This window comes from Sedimenticola selenatireducens DSM 17993, from assembly GCF_000428045.1.
GTDB lineage: Bacteria > Pseudomonadota > Gammaproteobacteria > Chromatiales > Chromatiaceae > Sedimenticola > Sedimenticola selenatireducens.
Genome location: NZ_ATZE01000007.1, coordinates 40,100 through 62,745, shown reverse-complemented (window position 1 = coordinate 62,745; position 22,646 = coordinate 40,100). Strand labels below are relative to the sequence as shown.

The 22,646-nt window shown below is 57.1% G+C and carries 21 protein-coding genes; 7 read left to right on the top strand and 14 right to left on the bottom strand.

Features of this window, described 5'->3' with window-relative positions; translation table 11 throughout:
• Both A3GO_RS0105765 and A3GO_RS0105760 read right to left on the bottom strand, forming a co-directional pair.
• Nucleotides 1-1,845 (bottom strand): AAA family ATPase, encoded by a 1,845-nt coding sequence (locus A3GO_RS0105765; RefSeq protein WP_029132602.1) that lies wholly within the window; start codon nt 1,843-1,845, stop codon nt 1-3.
• Between the two features lie 373 nt (nt 1,846-2,218).
• Entirely contained in the window at nt 2,219-2,602 is a 384-nt protein-coding gene (locus tag A3GO_RS0105760) for a VOC family protein (protein WP_037374754.1), read from the bottom strand.
• Nucleotides 2,603-2,979: 377 nt separating this feature from the next.
• On the opposite strand from A3GO_RS0105760, the gene A3GO_RS22700 reads away from it, so the two are divergent.
• The gene (locus A3GO_RS22700; protein WP_037374753.1) at nt 2,980-3,177 is read left to right on the top strand and encodes a hypothetical protein; all 198 of its coding nucleotides are present in this window, start codon (nt 2,980-2,982) and stop codon (nt 3,175-3,177) included.
• Nucleotides 3,178-3,398: 221 nt separating this feature from the next.
• Here A3GO_RS22700 and A3GO_RS22695 read toward each other — a convergent pair whose 3' ends face one another.
• Nucleotides 3,399-4,871: a 2Fe-2S iron-sulfur cluster-binding protein gene (locus A3GO_RS22695; RefSeq protein ID WP_051301876.1), complete on the bottom strand. Its 1,473-nt coding sequence runs from the start codon at nt 4,869-4,871 to the stop codon at nt 3,399-3,401.
• A gap of 160 nt (nt 4,872-5,031) precedes the next feature.
• Here A3GO_RS22695 and A3GO_RS0105745 point away from each other — a divergent pair, with 160 nt between their 5' ends.
• Both A3GO_RS0105745 and A3GO_RS0105740 read left to right on the top strand, forming a co-directional pair.
• On the top strand, nt 5,032-5,421 hold the full coding sequence (locus tag A3GO_RS0105745; protein ID WP_029132600.1) for a hypothetical protein: 390 nt from the start codon (nt 5,032-5,034) through the stop codon (nt 5,419-5,421).
• Between the two features lie 200 nt (nt 5,422-5,621).
• The gene (locus tag A3GO_RS0105740) at nt 5,622-6,545 is read left to right on the top strand and encodes a bifunctional helix-turn-helix transcriptional regulator/GNAT family N-acetyltransferase (RefSeq protein WP_029132599.1); all 924 of its coding nucleotides are present in this window, start codon (nt 5,622-5,624) and stop codon (nt 6,543-6,545) included.
• Between the two features lie 118 nt (nt 6,546-6,663).
• Here the strand turns inward: A3GO_RS0105740 and ipdC are convergent, their stop codons facing one another.
• Entirely contained in the window at nt 6,664-8,292 is a 1,629-nt protein-coding gene (gene ipdC / locus A3GO_RS0105735) for an indolepyruvate/phenylpyruvate decarboxylase (protein WP_029132598.1), read from the bottom strand.
• Nucleotides 8,293-8,477: 185 nt separating this feature from the next.
• Between ipdC and A3GO_RS0105730 the strand changes: the two genes are divergently transcribed.
• On the top strand, nt 8,478-8,957 hold the full coding sequence (locus tag A3GO_RS0105730; protein ID WP_029132597.1) for an Lrp/AsnC family transcriptional regulator: 480 nt from the start codon (nt 8,478-8,480) through the stop codon (nt 8,955-8,957).
• Between the two features lie 69 nt (nt 8,958-9,026).
• On the opposite strand, the gene A3GO_RS0105725 is transcribed toward A3GO_RS0105730, so the two are convergent.
• From A3GO_RS0105725 to A3GO_RS0105695, 7 genes are all read right to left on the bottom strand, one after another.
• Nucleotides 9,027-9,218 carry a hypothetical protein gene (locus A3GO_RS0105725; protein ID WP_029132596.1) on the bottom strand — a complete coding sequence of 64 codons (192 nt, stop codon included), beginning with the start codon at nt 9,216-9,218 and terminating at the stop codon, nt 9,027-9,029.
• 133 nt (nt 9,219-9,351) lie between these two features.
• Nucleotides 9,352-9,783 carry a universal stress protein gene (locus A3GO_RS0105720; protein WP_029132595.1) on the bottom strand — a complete coding sequence of 144 codons (432 nt, stop codon included), beginning with the start codon at nt 9,781-9,783 and terminating at the stop codon, nt 9,352-9,354.
• 57 nt (nt 9,784-9,840) lie between these two features.
• Nucleotides 9,841-12,453, bottom strand: a complete 2,613-nt coding sequence (locus A3GO_RS0105715; RefSeq protein WP_037374752.1) for a TRAP transporter permease — start codon at nt 12,451-12,453, stop codon at nt 9,841-9,843.
• A 269-nt stretch (nt 12,454-12,722) separates the two neighbouring features.
• Nucleotides 12,723-13,691, bottom strand: a complete 969-nt coding sequence (locus A3GO_RS0105710) for a TAXI family TRAP transporter solute-binding subunit (protein WP_029132593.1) — start codon at nt 13,689-13,691, stop codon at nt 12,723-12,725.
• A gap of 207 nt (nt 13,692-13,898) precedes the next feature.
• The gene (locus A3GO_RS0105705) at nt 13,899-16,067 is read right to left on the bottom strand and encodes an acetate--CoA ligase family protein (protein ID WP_245621678.1); all 2,169 of its coding nucleotides are present in this window, start codon (nt 16,065-16,067) and stop codon (nt 13,899-13,901) included.
• A 1-nt stretch (nt 16,068) separates the two neighbouring features.
• A complete protein-coding gene (locus A3GO_RS0105700; protein ID WP_037374751.1) occupies nt 16,069-16,860 on the bottom strand; it encodes an enoyl-CoA hydratase/isomerase family protein in 792 nt (263 codons plus the stop codon).
• A complete protein-coding gene (locus A3GO_RS0105695; protein ID WP_051301875.1) occupies nt 16,857-17,789 on the bottom strand; it encodes a MurR/RpiR family transcriptional regulator in 933 nt (310 codons plus the stop codon). The genes A3GO_RS0105700 and A3GO_RS0105695 overlap by 4 nt, the downstream gene beginning before the upstream one ends.
• A gap of 350 nt (nt 17,790-18,139) precedes the next feature.
• Here A3GO_RS0105695 and A3GO_RS0105690 point away from each other — a divergent pair, with 350 nt between their 5' ends.
• The gene (locus A3GO_RS0105690) at nt 18,140-18,343 is read left to right on the top strand and encodes a hypothetical protein (RefSeq protein WP_029132589.1); all 204 of its coding nucleotides are present in this window, start codon (nt 18,140-18,142) and stop codon (nt 18,341-18,343) included.
• Between the two features lie 51 nt (nt 18,344-18,394).
• Here A3GO_RS0105690 and A3GO_RS0105685 read toward each other — a convergent pair whose 3' ends face one another.
• Nucleotides 18,395-18,697, bottom strand: a complete 303-nt coding sequence (locus A3GO_RS0105685) for a hypothetical protein (RefSeq protein ID WP_029132588.1) — start codon at nt 18,695-18,697, stop codon at nt 18,395-18,397.
• 24 nt (nt 18,698-18,721) lie between these two features.
• Nucleotides 18,722-20,452, bottom strand: a complete 1,731-nt coding sequence (locus tag A3GO_RS0105680) for an HAD family hydrolase (protein ID WP_281179366.1) — start codon at nt 20,450-20,452, stop codon at nt 18,722-18,724.
• 251 nt (nt 20,453-20,703) lie between these two features.
• Between A3GO_RS0105680 and A3GO_RS0105675 the strand changes: the two genes are divergently transcribed.
• Nucleotides 20,704-21,381: a thiol:disulfide interchange protein DsbA/DsbL gene (locus A3GO_RS0105675; protein ID WP_029132586.1), complete on the top strand. Its 678-nt coding sequence runs from the start codon at nt 20,704-20,706 to the stop codon at nt 21,379-21,381.
• A 168-nt stretch (nt 21,382-21,549) separates the two neighbouring features.
• Nucleotides 21,550-22,071 carry a ferritin family protein gene (locus A3GO_RS0105670; RefSeq protein ID WP_029132585.1) on the top strand — a complete coding sequence of 174 codons (522 nt, stop codon included), beginning with the start codon at nt 21,550-21,552 and terminating at the stop codon, nt 22,069-22,071.
• An 80-nt stretch (nt 22,072-22,151) separates the two neighbouring features.
• On the opposite strand, the gene A3GO_RS0105665 is transcribed toward A3GO_RS0105670, so the two are convergent.
• On the bottom strand, nt 22,152-22,580 hold the full coding sequence (locus A3GO_RS0105665) for a hypothetical protein (protein ID WP_029132584.1): 429 nt from the start codon (nt 22,578-22,580) through the stop codon (nt 22,152-22,154).
• Nucleotides 22,581-22,646 lie beyond the last annotated feature (66 nt).

Genomic DNA, 22,646 nt, shown 5'->3' with positions numbered 1-22,646 from the left:
TCATTTTTCTGAACGTCGCAGCCTGGGCACCGACGTATCATTAACAAGGCTGTTCAAGGAGATAAATGTCATGGGGCCTGCGATTCCATCAACATCCAGTCCCTGATCACGCTGGAATGCACGCAGCTGATCATACAACCCGTTATCGAAGTAGCTGGCATCCTTCGTCGTCTCCACCCAATTTCTAACCCGAGACAAGCTCTTTCGGAGCCAGCGCACACCATTGCCGCGCATCCCCGGCTGCAAATAACTTACGCCCGAAACCGGCGGATGCCAAAGTGATAGATAATCCCCCGTATAAACGCGAGCCAATCCATCCAGGGGCACCTTGGAAATCCGTTCCCCCACTTGCACCTGTGCAGCTGTTTCCTCTAAACCGACCAGTACAACGAAGTGTACATTGCCCCCATTTCCGGCAAGCTCGATGATTGCAGCTCTATCAATGGTGCGAAGTTTTTGCAGGCTTGCCTTGCCCTGGAGACACTCCAGCTGAGCTGCTGCCGCGCGCATGCAGGGAGAACTACCATCCAGCTGTGCGTAGGCCATACCCCATAACGCAAAAAGGTCGTTCAAGGCTCCCACCAGATTACCGACGGGGGATTCTTGTATCAATTCATCCACCGGGTTCAATGCCTCAGCAGTAATCAAAGATTCGCCATCGGCAGCCAGTGGCAGTTCTTCATCTGTTTGATCCGGTTCAGGTTGGGGAGTGCTATCGACCTTATCAACCCCTGCCTGCGGTTCTGCTGAAGGTACTGCGGTTGACAGTTGCGGGAGTCCTGGCGCCAACACTTCGTCTCCAAGCGCCGGCGTCTCCGCTGCTGCTGGCGGAGAATCCACGGCGGGTGCCGGTTCGACAGCAACCGCCTCGCCTGGCTTACCCACCGCAAGTGGGGGCTGCCTTGGGGTATCGCCCGGGCCGACCTCGTCTTGGGCCACCGGGACATTCGCCACACGTGAATAAGTAAAGCCCCCGATACCGGCGACCAGGACGAGGATAAGCGAGATCAGCAATACCCGGGACGAGCCCTGCAACCGCTTGCCGGTGACCTCCTCGGCCGCCTTGTCGATTATCCGCCGGTCAGTGGATATCCGGTCCTCAGCATAGGCGCCCAACAGGGCCCGGTCGCAAATGGTGTTTATCAGCCGTGGTACTCCACCAGAGTGCTGGTATACCCGACGCTGGCTAGAGGGACTGAATACAGCACGATCCAGACCCACCACCGACAATCTGTGGGCTATGTAGGCCAGGGTCTCCTGCTCAGTCAGAGGCGGCAGGTGAAAGCGGGCGGTGACCCGCTGGGAGAGTTGGCGCAGATCGGGGCGATCAAGCATATCCCTCAGTTCGGGTTGGCCAATCAGTATGATCTGCAGTAATTTATGCTTGTTGGTCTCAAGATTGGTCAGCAACCGAACCTGTTCCAACGCATCCGGACTCAGGTTTTGCGACTCATCGATAATGAGCACTGTCCTGCGCCCCGCACCATGCGCCTCCAACAGATACCGGTTAAGTACATCATACAAAACCTTCAGGCTTTGGGAGGATTGCGGGTAATCGATCCCCAGTTCATCACAAAGGGTGGCGACCAGTTCGTAGGCGGTCAGGCGCGGATTGAGGATCAGAGCGGCATCCACATGCTCCGGCAATTGCTCCAGCAGGCAACGACATACCGTGGTCTTGCCAGCCCCAACCTCGCCGGTCAACAGTACGAATCCGCCACTCTCGCTGACACCATAGAGCAGATAACCCAGTGCCTCCTGGTGCTGCTGACTCATATAGAGAAAGCGCGGATCAGGGGTGATGGAGAATGGACTCTCTTCGATACCGAAATAAGAGGTGTACATAGCCTTCAGTTCTGGTCGTTCGCGACTCTTGTTCCAGTTGGAAACATATGTGGACTATTGGCGCATTGTAAGCACGGGAGGAGGAGTGACGCAATGTGAGTGATTTCCAGGGGTCGCGGCCTGTGCCCCGACATGAACGGTGTCATGAGTCAAACAATCAGTTCGTACACTTGCCTGCGTGGAAACTGCAAAAATACGACTCTACGATCAAAATCAAGCTTCCCATCACCAATGCCGTGCGTGCGTTACGCCAAGCCCTGGCAGAATTCGCCCTCCCACCGCTACCGTCAAGTTGGATCGGATGACGCTGCTGCTTCGGCTGCAATTCAGGTCAGACGCGCAAGGAAGGTTACTAAACCGATCCCAAATATGCTTATACGAGATTGCCTCCCCAGACCTCGGACAGCTCTATGTCGTAGCCATTCGGATCTTCAATATAGATAGACCTGGATTGTGGCCACTGGATGGCACCATCATATTTGATGCCGATACCTAACTCCCTACACCTCTCCTCAATATCATTAAAGTTTTGAATATTGAATGAAACGTGTGCAAACCCACCTTTCTCATATTTCTGCATACCCGGCCTCTCATATAAGGCTAAAAGGGCACTTTTAACGCCAATAATTTTTCCATTCTGCTCCGGGATCTCTTCCAGCACCTCAAATCCAAGCAACTCATTCCAGAATTTACAGCTCTCTTCCAGGTCAATTACATCAAGATTTAAATGATCTATTCCCGTGGTTATCAGATTCATGCCTGATCTCCTGATTTCACATAGCTCTTTAAATATATAAGAGAAAATATGGGGCGCAGGGTTCAGCACCGAAAAAATAACGTGTTTCATACTGTCCCATAGTCATGCGCAGTCAGATCATAAACTCAGGAGCCACTCGCGACTTGCGGGTTAGGCTATACTTACCGGGGCGACACGGACGGCACCATGGGTTCAGCAGTAATATGGGGCTTTATTGGCCACGAAATCGGCCAGGATGACGACAGATATTTACTGGATAAAATATTGGCCTCGGCCAATGTTGCAGCAACCCATTTCGCAGTAACCACGCCCAAGGGTGCGCATATCTTGAAAATCAGATTCCATTAGCGAAAACACCATTACCGAGGAACAGCGTAATGAAACTTACAAAACGTAGCGCCACCATCGGTCTCTCCTTAGCCACGGGTGCACTACTAGTTGCACTCACCGGCTGTGACCAGAATGACGGACCGGCAGAACAGGCGGGCGAAAAAATCGACAACGCGGCCGAACAGGCCGGCGAGCAGATGGAAAAGGCCGGTGAAGCCATCAAGGATGCAGCAAAGAGCGAATAAAATAACCGGCATACCGGAATCCATCGAATGATGTAAGCCTGTATACAAACCGCCGGTTATCATCCGAATTAACGCGGGATACCTGATGTACCCGGGCGATTTACGGAGTGGAGACGTCCACGCCGGCGGTCACTATGTGGCTGATAAAACCGGGTTGAAACGGATGCGACCGGCATGGGCGCAAACCATTTTAATCCACCTTTGCAACCGGGGCATCCAGGTCAACAACCCACCGTTTCCAGCGACCATTCACCGGTGTCCACGCCTTTGCCTGCTGCCACCTGTAACAGCTCCTGCAACCAGGCATCGGGACCGGCGATATAGATCTCGGTTCGCGCATTCTCTTCCATCGCCTGGATAATCTGCCCGACCAATTCATCGGCCGCAATGGTTGCCTCGGTACTGCGGTACTGGAAGTTATCCAGGGCATCATCCCAGGATCGACAGAGCCGTTCCAGGGAGGAGCCGGCCGGGCTGCCCCCCACCAGGATCAGGGAGATATCTTCCGCTTCATCGATGGTAATGGCCTGTTCCACCAGGCTCTTGACCGGCGCCAGACCACCGCCCCTGGCAACAAACAACACCGGGCGTTTGGAATCTTCATGCAACAGAAACTGACCTTCCGGACCTTCCAGCACCAGCGTCTGCTTTACAAGGTCGCAGTTGAATACCGTCTCTTCCAGTGCAGAACCGATACCGGCAAAGAGCAGGAACAGCAGATTGCGGCCATCACAGGGGCAGCTGGCAATATAAAGTGTATCGCTCACACCCGCTTCGGTGGTCACCTGCACTCGCTGGCCCGCCTTGAAGCGAAGCGACCGGGTGCGCGGCGTCTGCACATGCAGCACCGCCAGTTCAGGACTCTCCCGCTCCACCTTGCGCACGACGGCACGAATCATCTGATGCGGCAATTCATCGCTGACTGACGCCTCATTGGCCTCAATCACCAGATCGGATATTGCCGTATTGGAACAGGCCAGGACATAGCCTTCCTCCTGCTCTTTGGCACTCAGCACATAGTCGTGTTGACGCAGCTTGCGCACGGCACCGGAGACCACCTTGCACTTGCAAGCGCCACAATTGCCACTGGTGCAACCGTAGTCGAGATAAAGACCGGCCTTGAGGCCGGCCTCCAGGATCGAGTCATTGCCCTCGATAAAATATTCATGCCCACTTGGTTGCAGGCGTACACTGGCTGTGACAATCTTCAGCAGTGCATCCTTGGCAAACAGCCGCGCCTTGGCGTCTCCTGCCCGATCCAGCCGACCCATCGCACCATCCAGTTTGCCAATGCATAGTTTGATGGCCGCGCGCAGGGCGGTCTCGGGCTTTTCCAGCGCGCTCCGCAGATCGGAAACCACTTCATCCAGTAGCGCCTCTGAGGTGTTTAGCGCCGACTTGGTCTGTACCAGGGTGTGCTGAAATTCATGCAGGCGCTGCATCAATACCTGAGGATCAGGCATCCAGCCGTCACTGTAGTGGGATTTCGGGCGTGCCTCGCTCTTGATGCGCTGGACCCGCTCAAGCACCGGGTCATCATCCAGATTGACATGGGGATAGAGAATCAACAGATCCTCTACGGCGATCTCACCTTCAAAGGTCTTGACCCGCTCTTTTCTGATTTTTTTCTGCAACTCGCCGCGCGTGACATCCGCGAGACGCGCGGCCCGGGACAGTGATAACAGTTGTGGCATACGGCTTCCCTCCTGATTCACTCTGACAGGCAATATAGCAGTTCCCACTTGAATAGTAAGCGTAAACAGCGGCGGGACAAGAGACAGCTGAAGCCGTTGCCCGTATCATGTCAGCAGCTACACTGTAGTCAAACAGAATAAACAACAACGGTTTCAGGCTATGAATGAGACAAATGAACAACCCGGCACCCAACTGGCTATCATGGCGGAGGCGCTGTTCCTTTCCAACCTGCTGCTCCTGCCCGGCGTCTGTTTTCTCTGGCTTGCCTATCTCTATTTCAAGCATCGCCACAGCGCTCCGCCCCTGGCTCGTTGTCATCTGGAACAGACCTTCATTGCCAGCATTATCGGCGGTATTCTGCTGGTGATTGCCAACCTGGCGATCCTCTGGCTCGGGGGTTATAAAAGTGCCAACACCTGGATGGTGCTGATTCTCTATTTCACCACCGTCCACTCCACCCTGGTACTACTCGGCATTGTCGGATTGGCCAAGGCGATGGCCGGGAACGAATTCCGCTTCCCCCTGATAGGCCGACTCAGTTTCAACTGATTCACCGGTCGATTGGCGGGCATGCCCTATAGGCATCCCGATGGACCTCTCCGCCCCTAGGGCGTCCTGTGAACGCCGCATCACCGCTCATCTCCCCGGAATGTATGAATTCGAACATCCGGAAAACGGCCGGCTTTTTTATTTGACTCAGTCAACTATTTGGCTGCATATTAGCTGCACAGGCCCAGGGAGAACGGACGATGACCGGCAACCAGACAGCAGACAGGATCGATCAGATCCGCGCATTCAACCGCTTTTATACCCGCCACATCGGTATCCTCGACGAGGGTTTTCTCGGCCAACAGTACAGCCTGCCCGAGATCCGCGTGCTGTTCGAAGTGGCCGGGGACAGCAGTACTACCGCCACATCACTGGCCGATTATCTGCGCATGGACCCAGGCTACGTGAGCCGGATACTCGCCAAACTGCTGGATCAGGGCCTGCTGCAGCGTACCCCTGATCCAGAGGATCGCCGTCGCAAGCAGCTTACCCTGACACCTTCTGGAAAGACCCGGTTGGGGACGCTAGATAGCCTGGCACGGGAAAATCTGCAACAACTGCTCAAGCCGTTGCCCCCGGACCAGCAGGACGAGCTGATATCGGCCATGCAACGAATCCGTCAACTACTGGAATTCGACAAGCAGCGCGCAGTGCTGATACGCCCCCTGAAGCTGGGTGATCTCGGCACCATTATCAACCGGCACGCCGTGCTCTACGCCGATGAATACGGCTGGGATCAGAGTTTCGAGCGTACGGTACTGGAGGTGCTCTCGGCCTTCGCCAGCCATTATGACAAACAGCTCGAGCAGGGCTGGGTGGCAGAGGTGGGCGGACAGTTCGCCGGCAGTATCTTTGCCGTCAAGGAGGATGACACCACCGCCCGGCTGCGCGCCTTGCTGGTAGAGCCCCGTTTTCGCGGAATGCTGATCGGCAGACAACTCATCGAACAGTGTGTCGATTTTTGCCGCCAGTCCGGTTACCGGAAGATCACCCTCTGGACCTGCTCAGACCTGACGCAGGCGAGAAAACTCTATGGCAAGACAGGCTTCAGCTGTACCCGGGCCTGGCAGGAAAAACTGTTCGGCACCGAGCTCACCAGTGAGTGCTGGGACATGGATCTGTAATGGGTAGGGGTGAACCCGCTAACCCCAACGGGGGATTCATCTCCATGCACCGTGATGTTGGGATTCGTCCCTCATCCCAACCCACGAACTGCGCACCGCTCCCCCCGGAGCCATGGCGTCAACCCGGCCGCATCCCGGTACGCCGGCCCTGTGCCTCAATGAACTGCTGCAGGGTGGCGCTGCGGGCATCCGGTGCCAGCATGATCTCGATCAGCTGAAACCGTCCCCGTGTGGCAACCGCTTGCTCCAGTGCGGCCTGCAGTTCGGCACGATTGTTGACCCGCACTCCATCGCCCCCCAGCGGGCCGCACATGTCGGCAAAGTGCCAGTCATCCAGCTGGTTGAAGCGGCTCTCCGGCTGAAAAGTAGCCAGCATGCCCCAACAGCTGTTGTTGAACAGCAGCACAATAGGATCCCAGCCATAGCGCCGGCAGTTGCCCAGTTCCCAACCGGTCATCTGGAACGCCCCGTCACCCACCAGGATAATAGGGCGCTGTCCGGTGGCCGCCTGCAGACCCAATCCCGCCGGCACGCCAAATCCCATGGTGGCGTAATAGCCGGGCGCCACCAGCTGGGTATTGTCCATATCCATGGCGGTAAACAGGCAGTCCCCGATGTCCGAGGCGATCGGCATCGGACCATGCCGGTCGAACAGGTCATTGACCGCCCGGGCAATATCGGTGGGTACTACAGGTGATGCATCCGCCTCCAAACCGCGGGGATAGTCCGGCTTGACCGGCGTGGCATGGTTGGCATTGGATTCGGTCTGGCACAACAGTTCATCCACCAGTTCGGACAGGGAGAGTCCCCGGTAGCCGTGATAACCCACCTGTACCTCGCGGTCCGAGGCGTTCACGGTATGGCGAATATCCAGCCGCTTCGCCGAGACGCCGAAATTAGTGTCACAGACAATCACCCCCAACATCAACAACTGGTCCGACTCCTCCACCGCCTCGCAGACTGCCGCGTCGCCAGCCATGCCAATATAGGAGCCGATCAGTGGGCAGTCGGATTTGGAGAACAGGCCACGGCCCATGAACGAAGTGGCCACCGGCAGGTTCAGCCGTCGCGACAGCTCAGCCACCTTTTGCTCCAGTCCGTAGCGGCGCACCTCGACACCGGCCAGGATCACCGGCCGCTCGGCCGCCGTGATCCGGGTCAGGATATCTTCCGCACAGGCGGCCAGCGCCTGGGGATCAGCCACGGAAGGTTCCAGCAGCGGAACGGCATCACAGGCGGCATTGACCAGATCACGGGGAAACTCGATATAGACCGGGCGTGACTGCTCGAGGCAGTTGCGCAACACCCGGGCGATCTTTTCCGGTGCGTTGCGCGGATCATCCAGCACCACCTGGTCACAGGTAAACTCCTTGAATACCTCGAACTGGGAGCCGAGGGTTTTCACCTGATGATGCAGCAACAGATCACCCTGCTTCTCGGCGATACCGGGTGCGCCGGAGATCACCACCAGCGGCGACTTCTCCGCATAGGCGCAGGCCACGCTGTTGACCATGTTAAAGGCACCGGCCCCATAAGTGACCACCGCCACCCCCAGGGAACCGCGACAGCGCCCCGCTGCATCAGCGGCAAAGCCGACCCCCGGCTCATGGCTCAGGGTAAAGAAGGGCAGGATGCCCGACTGCTCAATCACCTTGAAAAAAGGCAGGGCAAAGTCCCCGGGGATGCCGAATATCTCTTCCGCCCCATGCCGTTTCAAACCGTCCAGCAGTGCCTCGGCCAGTGTCATGATCATCTCTCCAGGTCAGGGTAAAAACTGGGCGCCAGCATAGCGGAAACCACATGACGTTATCGCGTGTATGCTGAAGAGTTTTTAAGCAAATACGCTTGTTTATTGCATATTTTTGTTTAATATGAATGTTTCAAGCATTATTCTTCCAGAATACACGGCTTTACATGCCACAGGGGTAGGCCATGACCATCAAACTGGACAAGTACGACAAGCTGATCCTGCATCATCTGCAGCAGGATGCCCGCCTCAGCCACGTGGCCCTGTCGGAACGGATCAACCTCTCCCCCTCCCAATGTGCCAGGCGACTGCAGCAACTGGAAAAAGCCGGCATCATCACCGGTTATTCGGCAGTAATCGACCCACAGGCTCTGGGACTGGATGTGGTGGCACTGATTAACATCACCCTGGAAAAGCATCAGGAAAATATCGCCGGGGCATTTGAAAAAGCGGTACAAGCACGGCCGGAAATCCTCGAGTGCCTGCTGATAACAGGTGATGGCGATTATGAGATGCGGGTGATTGCGAGGAATCTACAGGGTTTTTCGCGCTTTATTTCCGAGCATCTGATGAAGATGCCCGGTGTCTCTTCCATCAAGTCAAATATCCAGCTGTCGCAGATCAAGGCCCGCAGTTCTCTGCCCCTGCTGGAGCTGGAGAATTAATCTGTGGAAAGCACAACACCCGCCGTGACGGGTGTTGTTGCATTGGGTTTCATCTATAGCCGGGATGCTTCACTTCTTGCTTTTTTTCGACCCTTTTTTCTTCTTCTGTTTTTTCTTTTTATCAAGTTTGTTTTTGGCCTTCTTTTTCTCCTTACGCTTCTTGGCCTTGGCTTTGGCCTTAGCTTTAGCCTTGGCTTTCGCCTTCTGCTTCAGCTCTTCGGCTTTTTTTTCACTCTTCTTCTCACTCTTCTTTTTCCCCATGGGGCTTACTCCTTGCGTAAAATTCAGAATACAAATATGACACTTGCCATTGTCAGAATATGCACAGCGGCCGCACCTGGTTTATCCACCCTACACCACCATGCTATCTATCACGGCGTTGTGGGGCAAATCATCACTCACCCTTGATCACCATGACAGAGCATTTGGCGTGTTCCACCACCTTGGCGGCACAGGAGCCAAGAAAGACCTGTGACAAGCCCTTGGTGTGGGATGGGATGACAATTAGATCCGCTTCGATCTTTTTCGCCTGTTTGAGGATCTGCTCCGGCGGATTGCCTTCGGTAATCACCGGATGGGTGACGATGTCATCGGGCAGATTGTCACGGATGTAGCGTTTTATCACCTTGGCCACCTCTTTCATTGCTTCCTTCATCGCCTGGTCGGGAAAGAAGGAGGCGACCAGCGGCATACCAAACCCCGGCAGCACCGTCATCACATAGATCTCGGCCTGATGTTTGCGCGCTTCATCAGTGGCAATCTTCAACGCCTTGACTGCCAGCTCCGTCTCCTGGAGATCAATCGGTAGCAATATTTTTTTGAACATAACCGGTTCCTTTTACCATGGGCGGCCCCTTCAAAGCAGAGGCGACAATTGTGGAGATCAGACCGACAAGGGCACGTCCTGGCGCTGTTGCCGGGCATGACGCCGCCGCTGTATCAGACCCACCAGCGCCAGCAATATCAATGCGGGGATGAACATCCACTGTTTGGCCGGGCGGTCGGCTTCCACTTCCAGGTGGACGATCTCCCAGTCAAAATCAATGCCCACACTCTGCGCCGTACTGCCGAACACCACATTGTCGGCGTACACCTTATCCCCCTCTATACGGGTCTCCAGCCCGGCGCTGGCCAGCCGCGCCTCGCCACTACCGGCCGCACCCAGGGGTAGCAGAACGGTTTTTCGAATAAACTTGCCGTCCAGGTTTTCCCCGGCAACCGTGATCTGCAACTTGCCGTTCTCCCGGACGTTTTCCGCTACCCGGTTAATCTCGGTGGCGGAGATAACATCCATCGGCGCATACAGTTCATCCCACCAGAAACCGGGACGAAACAGGGTAAATGCCACCAGCAGAATGGCAATCGACTCCCAGAACCGACTCCGGGTCAACCAGTAGCCCTGGGTGGCCGCAGCAAACAGCAGCATGGCAATCACCGCACTGACAATCACCAGAAGCAACTCAAACCAACCGTCGATATCAATCAACAATAGCTGGGTATTAAAAATGAAAAGGAACGGCAGGATGGCCGTCCGGATGTCGTACATAAACCCCTGGATACCGGTCTTGATCGGATCGCTCTTGGCGATGGCGGCGGCGGCAAAGGCCGCCAGTCCCACCGGCGGCGTGTCATCCGCCAGGATGCCGAAATAGAACACGAACATATGCACCGCAATCAGGGGAACCACCAGCCCATTGGTGGCCGCCAACGTCACCACCACCGGCGCCATCAGACTGGAAACCACGATATAATTGGCGGTGGTGGGCAGTCCCATGCCAAGCACGATACAGATGGCGGCGGTGAAGATCAGCGCCAGTATCAGGTAACCGCCGGAGATGAACTCTACGAACTCGATCATCACCTGTCCTATACCGGTGAGGGTAATGGTGCCAACGACGATGCCGGCCGCCGCCGTCGCCACACCAATACCGATCATGTTACGCGCACCGACCACCAGGCCATCGATACAGTCATTCAGACCGTACCGGAACTCTATCCACTCCACCTGACCACTCTGACCACGAAAAAAGGCCACCAATGGTCGTTGGGTGATGACGATAAAAATCATGAACAGGGTGGCCCAGAAAGCCGCAAGCCCCGGAGAGAAACGCTCCACCACCAGGCACCACATCAACACCACAATCGGTAGCAGAAAATAGAGTCCGACCTTGACCGTGGGCCCCACTTCCGGCAGTTCGATCAGCGGGTTGTTCGGGTCATCCACTTCCAGCTTGGGATATCGTGCGGCGAATTTTATCAATCCGACATAGGCAACCAGGATCAGCAAAGAGACAATATAGAAGGCTGCCTCACCGGCGTAAGTCTTGATCCATCCAATACCGTAATAAACCGCCAACCCGATAAAACAGGTACCGGCGACAATGGCGGAAAAGGTCATCAGTTTCTGCAGCAGCGTCGTTTGGACCGGCCTTTTCAGTCCCTGCATATTGGCTTTCAGCGCTTCCAGATGAACGATGTAAAACAGGGCGATATAGGAGATCACCGCTGGCAGAATGGCATGCTTGATCACTTCGAGATAGGAGATACCGACATATTCGATCATCAGAAACGCCGCCGCACCCATCACCGGCGGGGTCAACTGTCCGTTGGTTGAACTGGCCACTTCGACCGCACCGGCCTTGGCACCGGAGAAACCCACCCGCTTCATCAGCGGAATAGTAAAGGTGCCGGTGGTTGCCACATTGGCGATCGAAGAGCCGGAGATCAGTCCTGTAGCCGCTGAGGCGACCACCGCCGCCTTGGCCGGACCGCCCTTCATATGACCCAGCAGGGCGAACGCCATCTTGATGAAATAGTTGCCCGCCCCGGCCTTTTCCAGCATGGCCCCGAACAATACAAACAAAAATACAAAACTGGTGGAAACACCCAATGCAACACCGAACACGCCTTCCGTGGTGAGCCACTGGTGGGACATCACCTTGGAGAGGCTCTGTCCTTTATGGGCAATGACATCCGGCATATAGGGACCGCCGAATGTGTAGATGAGAAAGACGATTGCCACCACCATCAGCGGGGGTCCCAGGGAGCGCCGGGTGGCCTCCAGCAACAGCAGCATGCCGATGGAAGCGATCACCAGATCCTGGGTAATAGGCGCTCCTGAACGGCCCGATAAATCTTCATAAAACAGGTAGATGTAGGCCGCGCTGAAAGCACCCAGGACGGCGAATATCCAATCCTGCAGCGGAATGCTCTCACGTGGCGAACGCTTGAACGCAGGATAGGCGGTAAACGCCAGGAACAGGGCAAACGCCAGATGAATCGAACGGGCTTCGGTATTGTTGAATACGCCGAAATTGAAAAAGAACGGCAGCGGTGAGGCGTACCAGAGCTGGAACAGCGACCACGCCAGGGGCACGCCGAACAGAACCTTACCGGGCACGCCACCGGGATGCCGGGCACCACTGTCGGTCTGTGCGACCATCTCCTGCAGTTCCTGGTCGCTGACGCTCTCCTCTCTTGTGGGTTCCTTATTCATTCTGCTCTCCCAATGGGTCCCGTTTCGCGGCGAGGCCGCCCCTGCCGATACCGCTGGCCACCGGAGTGGGCTTGATCTGTAGGGGGCCCGCCCCGGGCCGAATTCCCGGCGAGGCACCGCTCCTACCACAAGAAGGGCAACACCTCCGCTGCCAGTTCACGCTCATCAAACAGCCCTGGACAAATCCGCTCCCGGCCATCCTTGGCCTCCGCGGTATAATTCCATCCCTGGACAAAACGGGCAGCCCGCCGGCCGCCCGCTCAGTCGTCTTACATCAGGCCAGCCTCTTTATAATATTTCATCGCTCCGTCATGCAGCGGGGCCGACAGACCATCTTTGACCATCTGCTCCTTCTTCAGAACTTCAAAAGCGGGATGCAGCTTACGGAAGTCATCGAAGTTTTCGAACACCGCTTTGACCACCTGATAAACGGTATCAGCCGGGGTATTGGTGGAAGAGACAAAGGTGGCACCCACACCAAAGGTCTGCACATCATTGTCATTACCACGATACATTCCGCCCGGAATGGTGGCGACCCGGTAATAGGCGTTCTCCGCGATCAGCTTCTCCACTTCCGGTCCGGTGACCGAGACCAGTACGGCATCACAGGTGGTGGTGGCCTCCTTGATGGAGCCGGAGGGGTGACCCACAGTGAACACCATGGCATCGATCTTGTTGTCACACAGGGCTTTTGACTGCTCGGCCGACTTCAGTTCTGAAGCCAGGGAGAAGTCATCCTTGGTCCAGCCCAACGCTTCCATCAACACCTCCATGGTGCCACGCTGACCGGAACCGGGATTGCCGATATTGACCCGTTTTCCCTTCAGGTCGGTAAAGGTCTTGATGCCGGAATCGGCACGCGCCACCACGGTGAACGGTTCCGGGTGCACCGAGAAGACAGCGCGCAGTTCCTTGTTTGGACCGCTCTCCTCAAACTTACTGGTGCCATGATAAGCGTGGTATTGCCAGTCTGACTGCGCCACGCCCATGTCCAACTCACCCGCACGGATAGTGTTCAGGTTATAGACCGAACCACCGGTCGACTCCACGGAGCAACGGATGCCGTGCTCCGCGCGGTTTTTATTCACCAGACGGCAGATCGCGCCGCCGGTGGGATAATAGACACCGGTAACACCGCCGGTACCGATAGTGATAAATGACTCCGCATGGGCGGCGCCGACAACACCCAGCGCCAGTCCCGCCAGCAGTGCCAAGGTGGTTACTTTTTTCTTCAACATGATAAATCCTCCTGAGTGAACAGTTTCAGCTTGCTACCTTCACTGGTAGCAGTTTGTTCCGCAAAATGTGCAGCCTACCCGTGCCCGGATAGCCGCACGATGCCAAGGAAACGTGCCTACCTTCCCTTGAATTTCGTTTTGCGCTATTCAATAAACGCATTGATCGCCGGGACCACGCCCGGGCATCTCTCCCTCGTGCCGTGCCAATCATGCCGCCTCCTGTTGCGGGTTTAGCAAGACGCGTGCATCCAGCACGCAATAATCCCCGGGCCTTGCCAGCACCGGGTTTAGATCCAGCTCGACGATTTCGGGGTGGTTCATGCAGAGATCGGAAACCGCCAGCATCAGGGAGACCAGCGCCTGCCGGTCTACCGGCTCCCCGCCCCTGATTCCATCCAGGACTTTACTGCCACGAATCCCATCCAGCATCTCCAGCGCATCGGCTCGGCGCAAAGGCAGCGTGCGAAACACCACATCCCGCAACACTTCCACAAATACGCCACCGAGTCCGAACATCATCACCGGACCAAACTGCCTGTCCTGGGTGACACCAATAATCACCTCCACACCCGGCTCCGCCATCGGCACCAACAGTACCCCTTCGATCCGAGCGTCCGCCTGGTAGCGCAGGGCGTTGGCCAGGATCTCATGATAGGCCTGCGGGAAATCGTCGCGCATCAGGTCAAGCTTGACACCGCCCGCATCCGTCTTGTGCAGGATGTCCCGGGACACCAGTTTCATCACATAACGCAGATCCGGCGGGGACGGCGCCATGTCGCTGAATCCTTCTTCATCCCGGATCACCTGCGGCACGACAACCTTCGCCCCGTAGGCGGCGAGTGCATCCAGCGCCTCGTATTCATACAGGCTGCTACGGCCTGCCTGCAGCACTTTGAAAATCAACTCGGATACCGGGATTGACGGATCGGCCGCTGCTGTTTGGTCATGGATCGACAGCCGTTTTTTTGCCTCGCTGTAATTGACCACGGCAGCCAGGCAGCGGGCTGCTTCATCAATGGAGCTGAACAGCGGGATATTCGAACTTTCGAGATAGCGCAGCGGTTCAGGCTTGAGCGGCCGGTAAAGACTCTGCAGCAGCAGTGGTTTTCCGAGACTGCCCGGCAACCGGGCCAGCCGCTCGGCACACTGCCGCTCCTCGCCGGCAAGCGATTCGGAAAAACGCAACGCATAGCCACCGAACAGACCGACGATCAACAGGGCATCGATCCGGCTGTCGGCCAGCAGGACCTCGGCACAGTCGGCGAACAGTTGCGGATGATTATCGGTGCCACCGGCCACATCCACCGGATTATTGATAGCGGCGGCCGGTGGCAACAGGCTACGCAGCTGCTGCCGGGTCGTTTCACTCAACGACGGAATCGACAGGCCGAGCTGATGCAGGGCATCGGCAGCGATGGTGGCGTGCCCCCCACCATCGGCGAGAATGGCGACACGGTTGCCGTTGAGCGGTAACCATTCTGCGGTTGACGCCAGAGTACTGGCAACCGGCAGGATCTCGTCGGCCCGCTCCACCAGCAATACTCCGGCCTGTCGCATCACGCCTTTCGCCATCTCATAGCTGCCGGCCAGTGCACCGGTGTGGGAGCGTGCCGACTGCTGGCCAACCGCGGTACGGCCTGACAGGTAAATGACCAGCGGCTTTTCCAGGCAGATACTGGCGGCGGATTGCAAAAAACGCCGGCCCTGTTTCAGCCCTTCCACATAGCCGACAATCACCCGGGTATGTGGGTCGGCGGCGAAGTAGTCCAGATATTCGTGAAACTGCACGTCCGCCTCGTTACCCACACCCACATAGGTGGAGAAACCCAGCGTGGCGTGCTGCCCCCCTTCGGTCACCAGCGAGAGCGCCATGTTGCCGGATTGGGAGAGCAGGCCAATCGAACCGGTACGCAAATCCCGATAGCCAACCAGGTTGGCGCCGCAATGGGTATTGAACATGCCGGAGGTGTTGGGACCGATGATTCTCAGCCCACTCTCCCGGGCCGCCCGCACCATCTCATTCTCCAGCGCCAGCCCCACCTCTCCGGTCTCGGAAAAACCGGTGGCCAGTACCACCGCCCCACGAATTCCCTTGCTTCCGCAGCGGCGGACAAGCTCAGGCAAAGTGTTTGCGGCGGTGCAGATCAAGGCCAGGTCCGCTGCCTCCGGCAGGCTCTCGACCGTGGGATAGCATGCCAGCCCCAGCACCTCTGTCTCTTTCGGATGGACCGGATAGATTGCTCCCTGAAACTGATTCTGCTGCAGATAACGGATCGCCAGGTTGCCCCTTTTCCCGGCGTCACGGGAGGCACCCAGCACGGCAATGGAGCGAGGGGCGAGAATCTGCTGCAGCGGATTGTCCATTGGCCGGGTCATCTCAGCGTCCCTCGAAGCGCGGTGCACGTTTCTCCCGGAACGCATCCACCCCTTCCTGCCAGTCCCGGGTGGTTGCACAGAAGGTCATGCCCTCCAGTTCCGCCTGCAACGCATTATCAAAACCCTGTTGCAGCGCATGATTGAGTTGCCGCTTGGCCAGCTGCATGGAGTGCGGTGCGCCAAGCGCCAGCTGGCGGCAAAATGCCCGAACCTCCTCATCAAACCGGTCATCGGCGAAACAGCGGCTGGCCAGGCCGATGCGCAACGCCTCCGCACCGTCTATCTTTTCTCCCAGAAACACCAGCTCACGCGCCTTCGCCAGCCCGACCAGGCGTGGCAGGGTGTGGGTCACGCCGCCCCCCAGGAAAGTGCCGATGGTGATCTCCGGCAGACCGATCCGGGCGGACGCCTTCATCAGTATAAAGTCCGCCGCAATGGCCATCTCGGCACCGGCCCCCAGGGCATAACCGTTGACCGCCGCCACTACCGGTTTGGCGGATTCGCGAATGGCCCGACATACCTGCTGTTCCGCGTTCAGGTACTGACGGCGCTGATAGGCGCTGCGTGTGGCCTCGCCATGGGCCTTCATGTCGGCACCAACACAGAAGGCGCGTCCTGCACCTGTCAGCAGGATCACCCTTACATCTGGCATCTGCTCCAGCCGTCCAAGCTGCTCCTGCAACTCCGCATAGAGCGCTTCATTGACCGCGTTCAGCCGCTCCGGACGGTTGAAGCGCAGCTCGGCAATGCCGTCATCACAGGTCACCAGCAGGTTTTCATGTTGGCTGTTCATATCTCAAATTGCATTTTCCCGATCAACTTTTCATAGCGCATAAGCGAGTCCAGCGCCTTGTCGCCCAGTTTGCGTGCCACCAGGGAGAGCAGCACTTCGATAAGCACCAGGGATGCGCTCATGCTGTTACTGAAGAAGGTGCCGGAAGTGGGCGAGATGAAGGTATAGCTGGCCGAGGCCGCCAGCGGCGAGGCGTGGTTGTCCGTGATCGTCACCACCGCAACCCCCTGCTCCCGCGCGACCTGTGAGGCCGTGACTGTACTGCGGGTGTATGGAGCACAGCCGATGGTAAACAACAGGTCACCCGGTTCCAGCTGGGAGATTCCATGAATAATGCCATGCTCGGCAATACTCAGAACCGAGACATTGTTGCGGATCAGACCCAACCCATAGGAGAGATAGTTGGCGATCGGATAGGACTGGCGCAAACCATGGGTACGTATGCGCGGCGCGTGGACCAACAGATCCACCACCCCATCCAGTGTCTTGCTGTTGAGGTTATCGACCATACTGGCGATGTTCTGGGTCTCCTCATTGGCGATCCGGGTCGCCAGATGCATCCCTTCATGACGGTTATCCTCACGCTGAAACAGCTGTCCGGCACGCCGGCTGTAGAAGTTTTCCGTACCGGCGGTGTAATCCCGAAAGATTTTCTGCAGCTCGGCGAACCCCTTGTATCCGAGGGATTTGGCCAGCCGGGTCAGGGTTGAGGGGTTCACGTCGAATGTCTTGGCCAGATGCGATATGGAGGAGATCGCGGATTGCTTGGGATAGGTAATCATTCCGTCCAGCACCTCAAGCGCGCGCTTGCCGACTTTAAGCTCCGCGGTGCCTGATTTCAGGTCCGCCAGCAATCGGGAGAGCTGCTCCAGGGATTGCGGCCCGTTCACGCTCTCCATGCCGGTGGCGTTCTGTCGCTGGCTATCCATAGTCTCCGGGGGTTGTTACGCATCACAAAGGGTGCTGAACTGCCCTAAAGCATAGGCAGCAGAATGGATGAATGCAATTTTATTTGCTTTATTATTATATTTACGCAAACTTTATGTGCTTTTATGCGGCATGCCGGAATCACATCTGTTCGATACCGTCGGTATGCGCGTAAAACCGGTTCAGGGTTGACTCCGCCACGGATTCGCACACCAGGATGGCACCCTCGCCGGGAATTCGGCCCGGCGCGAGCCTCCTACAGATCAAACTCACGCCGGCGGCCAGCCGTACCGGTAGAAGCTGTTTCAGCCGGTCGTAAGTTTTTTAGAGGCCGGTCAAAAGGTGACGCATTATGAATATCGACAGGGCACGGGAGCTGATACAGGTACAGCTACAGTTCGGCAGCGGCTACAACCGCAATGCAGTGCGCATGATTCTCGGCGAGATGCAGCGCACCCAGGGTCAGCAGGCAGTGGACGGCCTGATCCAGGAGTTTGACCTGGAACAGCATTACGGACTCAGGGTGGGGACAGATTTTAGTCGTGTGGGGGTCTGAGGCGGACTATCCATAGGGGAGGAAACCGGCTCCGGGCTGGCATGGTCCGCCCTATGGATCTGGAGTGATACGGATGGTGTAACGGTGCAGCAGGAAGGCAGCGGCGAAAGCCAGCAGACCACCGAATTCAATGGCAAATACAAACACCACCTGCCAGGGATCTATCAGCAGACAGCCCAGCGCGGTTCCACCAATCCAGAACAACAGACCGAACAGCGCACTCCGTTTCAGCGAACGGCGGTAATTGGAGTGAAACCGTTGAGCACAACCAGGACAGTGGAATTCGGGCCGCCGGGCCACCCAGGATTCGACTCGCTGGCCACAGCCCGGGCAGTGAAAACGGTTGATATCCATAACAGCGGCCTCTGATCCGACCGATCAGATGCTCCACCCTTTGCGTGGACGGGCCGCGCGACAGGCCAGGGTCAGGGCCCAGAACTCGCCAAAATCATTCACCACCACATCCGGCTTGTGCGGGTGCCGCTCGGTGCCGGGAAAGATCTTGTCCAGCCACTGCTGATCCCACTGGGCGCCGTTGAAAAAAACGCTGGTGACGCCGGCCCGCTTGGCGGCGATGGTGTCGGTGGTGCTGTCGCCGATATACCAGATCTCCGGCCCCGGCAGCAGGTGGAGATTGTCCAGCGCCTTGAGTATCGGCTCGGCATGGGGCTTACGCAGCGCCGTGTCGTCACCGCACACCGTGGTGTCGAACAGGTCGGTCCAGCCGGTACCTTCCACGGCCGCCAGCTCGTGCTCGAAAAACTCGCGATCACGGTTGGTCAGCACCCCCAGCTTCATATCCAGCGCGCGCAGTGCCACCAGCATATCCTTGACCCCGGGTTCAAACGGGTAAACAGCGCCAAAGTGGTTGCGATAGTGCCGGTTGAACGCGGCATGGGCAATCTGCTTGGCCTCCTCATCGCTACCAAACAGCACTTCAAAAATATCGGTGCGGGAGATCTTCCGGTCCGCCTTGATCTTGGGATGCAACTGATGGTAATTGCGCACGTGCTCCACCAGTTTGGCATCCTCAAGAGTCTTGCTGTGGGCGGAATCCACCAGGCGCTCCGACAGTCCCAGCGTATCGAGCTCGGGCAGCATATCATCCACCGCGTGATACATGGCATCCAGGGTATCCACCAGGGTGGCGTGCCAGTCAAACAGCAGCAGCACCGGGGCGGTCAGGTCCACCACCGCCGGATGCCAGTCCGGTTCGATACGGGGCGGCGGCGGGCGGCGCGGTGGCAACGGTTCCGGCCGGCTCGCCCAGATGGCGGATCGTTCCGGTGTTATCGTTTCCGGCTCCAGCTTGTAGAGCAGATCCAGCAGTGAATCGAGATCATCCACCACCGCGTCCGGCTTGTGTGGATGCTGCTCGGTACGGGGAAAGATCCGTTCCAGCCAATCCCAGTCCCACATGGCGCCGTTGTAGAAGATGCTGGTGATGCCGGCCTCCTTGGCGGCGATGGTATCGGTGCGACTATCCCCCAGATACCAGACATCCGCTCCCGGTTCGGCGTTCAGGTTGGCGATGGCCTGGAGCAGAACATCCGGTGCCGGCTTGTGGTGAGTCACCTCATCACCACACACGGTGGTGTCAAACAGCTCGACCCAACTGCCCCCTTCCAGGCTGTGCATCTCCTGCCCCAGAAACTCCCGGCTGCGGTTGGTCGGCACCCCGAGGCGAATACCCAGTTTTCGCAACAACAGCAACCGCTCCCGCATCCCGACCTCGAACGGCTTCACTTCACCAAAATGGTCCCGGTAGCACTCGTTGAACGCCTTGTGGGCAATCGAGATCGCCTCCAGGTCGGGACCGAACAGGGCATCAAAAATATCCGTCCGGGAGACCCGGCGTTCGGCGCGGATCTTGGGGTGCAGACGCCGGAAAATACGGACAAAGCGGACCAGCTTGACATCATCCGGGGTCTTGCTCAGCTCCTCCGGGGCCAGACGGTTCAACAGCCCCAGCTCTTCAAACTGCGGTAGCAGATCATCGATGGCGCGATACATGGCATCCAGTGAATCCACCAGCGTGGCATGCCAGTCAAGCAACAGGATCCTGGGGGGGGTGAGTTTCCGTACAGTGGAATCGATTCGATAACTCAACGGACACAGCTCCTCTCATCAGCGGCGTAGCCCCGAATGTACCGCCACTCGGTTACAAAGCAATAATTCACCATGAAGCAGCAGTGAGTATTGCACAGAGGCGATCATGGCGTGAAGGTTATCTCACCCCGGATAACAGGCGCGACATCAAACAGCGCTCCAGGTTGAAGTCCGCCGGGTGTAAGGCTATTCTTCCCCGGTCGAGCGTCGCCCAAGACCATTCCCCAATTTAACCATCCATTGGAAAAATAATGAAAAAGTACCTCCTCATCGCCAGTCTGGGACTGGCCCTTCTGGGTTGCGACAATGGCACCCAGGTTCCGAAACCAGAGCCTGGCAAGCAGACCAGCCTGACAGAGACCGCGGTGGACATCGCCCAGGACAAGTACACCCTGCTCAATACACCCCTGCCAACCGATGAACTGGGCGCCAGCGCACCCTATGTGGTGGAATTTTTCTGGTTCGGCTGCCCCCATTGCTACAGCCTGGAACCCCTGGTCAAGGCATTCAGGCAGGACAACCAGGATATCCAGTTCATCACCATCCCGGCGGCGCCAAACCAGCGCTGGGAGATCGAGGCGCGAATCTATTACGCCATGGAGGCCCTGGGGGTAAAGGAATCCCACTATGATCGGGTGTTCAAAATCTACGCCGACAAGCGCAATGAAAAGCGCTATCCGACACTGGACGAAGTGGCCGACCTGTTCAGCGACGCCGGTATCACCAGGGAAGCCCTGGAGCAGCAGATGAACAGCCAGGAGGTTTCAATACTGATCGAACGGTCAAGGCGCCTGTTCGATCAGGCGGAGCTGACCGGCGTGCCCGCATTGATCATCAATGGAAAGTACCAGCTCGACTTTGCCAAGCTGGATGGCGAACAGTTTGCAAAGGACTTCATGCAGACCATTCGAGCCCTGGGGGAGAAATAGAAATCGAAGGCGCAGAAGGGATCGGAGCCCTACGTCACCCAAACAGTTCCTTTGCCAGTTGATGGCAAACCGTGTAAAACTGATACAGATTACGATATTCGGCGCTGAATAAAGAAGCATATTCACATGCCGGGTTATGACTCTTCCCGTCTGACCGGAGACAGAACGATGCTGGATGTACGACTAAACGCCCTCAAAAGGGCCATGCAACTGGAAAAAGAGGGTATGGCCTACTACCAGGCTTCCCGCGACAAAGCCACCAGTGATATCGGACGCAACATGTTTGAATATCTGCGCAAGTCCGAGGAGGGCCACATCCGGCGCATCCGCGAGATCTACCACACCCTGGAACAATCCGGCGTCTGGCCAGAGCACCCCCCCGTGGCCGAAGAGACTGGGGAAGCGTACAAGACCATCTTCACCAACGCCCTGGCCGAACTGGATGAAAAACAGCATCTGGATGCTGACGATATCGCGGCACTTGAACAGGCCGCCGAGTTCGAGCGCAAGGGTGAGAATTTCTATGCCGAACGGGCGGAAGCCGTCACCGATCTGTTTGAGAAAAACTTCTATACCCAACTGGCCCACGAAGAGTTCCATCATTTGAAGGCGATCCAGGACAGCATCCTGATGCTGAAAGATCCGCAGGGATTTTTCGCCGATCGTGAATTCGGCACACTGGCGGGATAGTGTTTTTCTGTTTGCGGTCGATCCGCTACCGGGGCGGCAGCACCTGATTTTTCAAAACGACAAACCGGGAGGGGCTGAAATTACCCCGGCAGTTCCCGGTTATCATCCCCCGCATGCTGGCCAACCGGAATGAAGGTCATCAGGGTATGGGCGGCAAAACTGATCAGCGCCAGAATCAGCGCCAGCCAGGCGAAAGTCTCCACCTTTGGCTTGAACAGCACAAATCCGGCATCAAACAGCACAACAGTGACCAGCGCCGCAATCGCCGCACCGGGCAGGGTCAAAAACTTGCCGAATCGGCCAAGCAGAGTCACCGCCAACGCCGCTGCCGCGCCGATGATGATCCCGTAAACAATGTGGTACATGATCGAGGCGAACCAGGCACCGCCCGATCCGACGCTCTCCGCCAGCGTCGCCCAATCGGGTAGCAGTCGTTGGATAACCGGCCCGGCCAGCACGCTGACCATCAGGGCGGTGGCAAAAATCTTCAGGGTTCCAAAACTGTTCATATAAGCTCCACCTATAACGATTCGGCAATTATAGGCTGAGATCGAATCAATACGAATTGATCGTAA

Excerpts from the sequence above, each read along its gene's own strand:
- A3GO_RS0105765 (WP_029132602.1), bottom strand. The coding sequence starts at position 1,845 with ATGTACACCTCTTATTTCGGTATCGAAGAGAGTCCATTCTCCATCACC.
- A3GO_RS0105760 (WP_037374754.1), bottom strand. The coding sequence starts at position 2,602 with ATGAATCTGATAACCACGGGAATAGATCATTTAAATCTTGATGTAATT.
- A3GO_RS22700 (WP_037374753.1), top strand. The coding sequence starts at position 2,980 with ATGAAACTTACAAAACGTAGCGCCACCATCGGTCTCTCCTTAGCCACG.
- A3GO_RS22695 (WP_051301876.1), bottom strand. The coding sequence starts at position 4,871 with ATGCCACAACTGTTATCACTGTCCCGGGCCGCGCGTCTCGCGGATGTC.
- A3GO_RS0105745 (WP_029132600.1), top strand. The coding sequence starts at position 5,032 with ATGAATGAGACAAATGAACAACCCGGCACCCAACTGGCTATCATGGCG.
- A3GO_RS0105740 (WP_029132599.1), top strand. The coding sequence starts at position 5,622 with ATGACCGGCAACCAGACAGCAGACAGGATCGATCAGATCCGCGCATTC.
- ipdC (WP_029132598.1), bottom strand. The coding sequence starts at position 8,292 with ATGACACTGGCCGAGGCACTGCTGGACGGTTTGAAACGGCATGGGGCG.
- A3GO_RS0105730 (WP_029132597.1), top strand. The coding sequence starts at position 8,478 with ATGACCATCAAACTGGACAAGTACGACAAGCTGATCCTGCATCATCTG.
- A3GO_RS0105725 (WP_029132596.1), bottom strand. The coding sequence starts at position 9,218 with ATGGGGAAAAAGAAGAGTGAGAAGAAGAGTGAAAAAAAAGCCGAAGAG.
- A3GO_RS0105720 (WP_029132595.1), bottom strand. The coding sequence starts at position 9,783 with ATGTTCAAAAAAATATTGCTACCGATTGATCTCCAGGAGACGGAGCTG.
- A3GO_RS0105715 (WP_037374752.1), bottom strand. The coding sequence starts at position 12,453 with ATGAATAAGGAACCCACAAGAGAGGAGAGCGTCAGCGACCAGGAACTG.
- A3GO_RS0105710 (WP_029132593.1), bottom strand. The coding sequence starts at position 13,691 with ATGTTGAAGAAAAAAGTAACCACCTTGGCACTGCTGGCGGGACTGGCG.
- A3GO_RS0105705 (WP_245621678.1), bottom strand. The coding sequence starts at position 16,067 with ATGACCCGGCCAATGGACAATCCGCTGCAGCAGATTCTCGCCCCTCGC.
- A3GO_RS0105700 (WP_037374751.1), bottom strand. The coding sequence starts at position 16,860 with ATGAACAGCCAACATGAAAACCTGCTGGTGACCTGTGATGACGGCATT.
- A3GO_RS0105695 (WP_051301875.1), bottom strand. The coding sequence starts at position 17,789 with ATGGATAGCCAGCGACAGAACGCCACCGGCATGGAGAGCGTGAACGGG.
- A3GO_RS0105690 (WP_029132589.1), top strand. The coding sequence starts at position 18,140 with ATGAATATCGACAGGGCACGGGAGCTGATACAGGTACAGCTACAGTTC.
- A3GO_RS0105685 (WP_029132588.1), bottom strand. The coding sequence starts at position 18,697 with ATGGATATCAACCGTTTTCACTGCCCGGGCTGTGGCCAGCGAGTCGAA.
- A3GO_RS0105675 (WP_029132586.1), top strand. The coding sequence starts at position 20,704 with ATGAAAAAGTACCTCCTCATCGCCAGTCTGGGACTGGCCCTTCTGGGT.
- A3GO_RS0105670 (WP_029132585.1), top strand. The coding sequence starts at position 21,550 with ATGCTGGATGTACGACTAAACGCCCTCAAAAGGGCCATGCAACTGGAA.
- A3GO_RS0105665 (WP_029132584.1), bottom strand. The coding sequence starts at position 22,580 with ATGAACAGTTTTGGAACCCTGAAGATTTTTGCCACCGCCCTGATGGTC.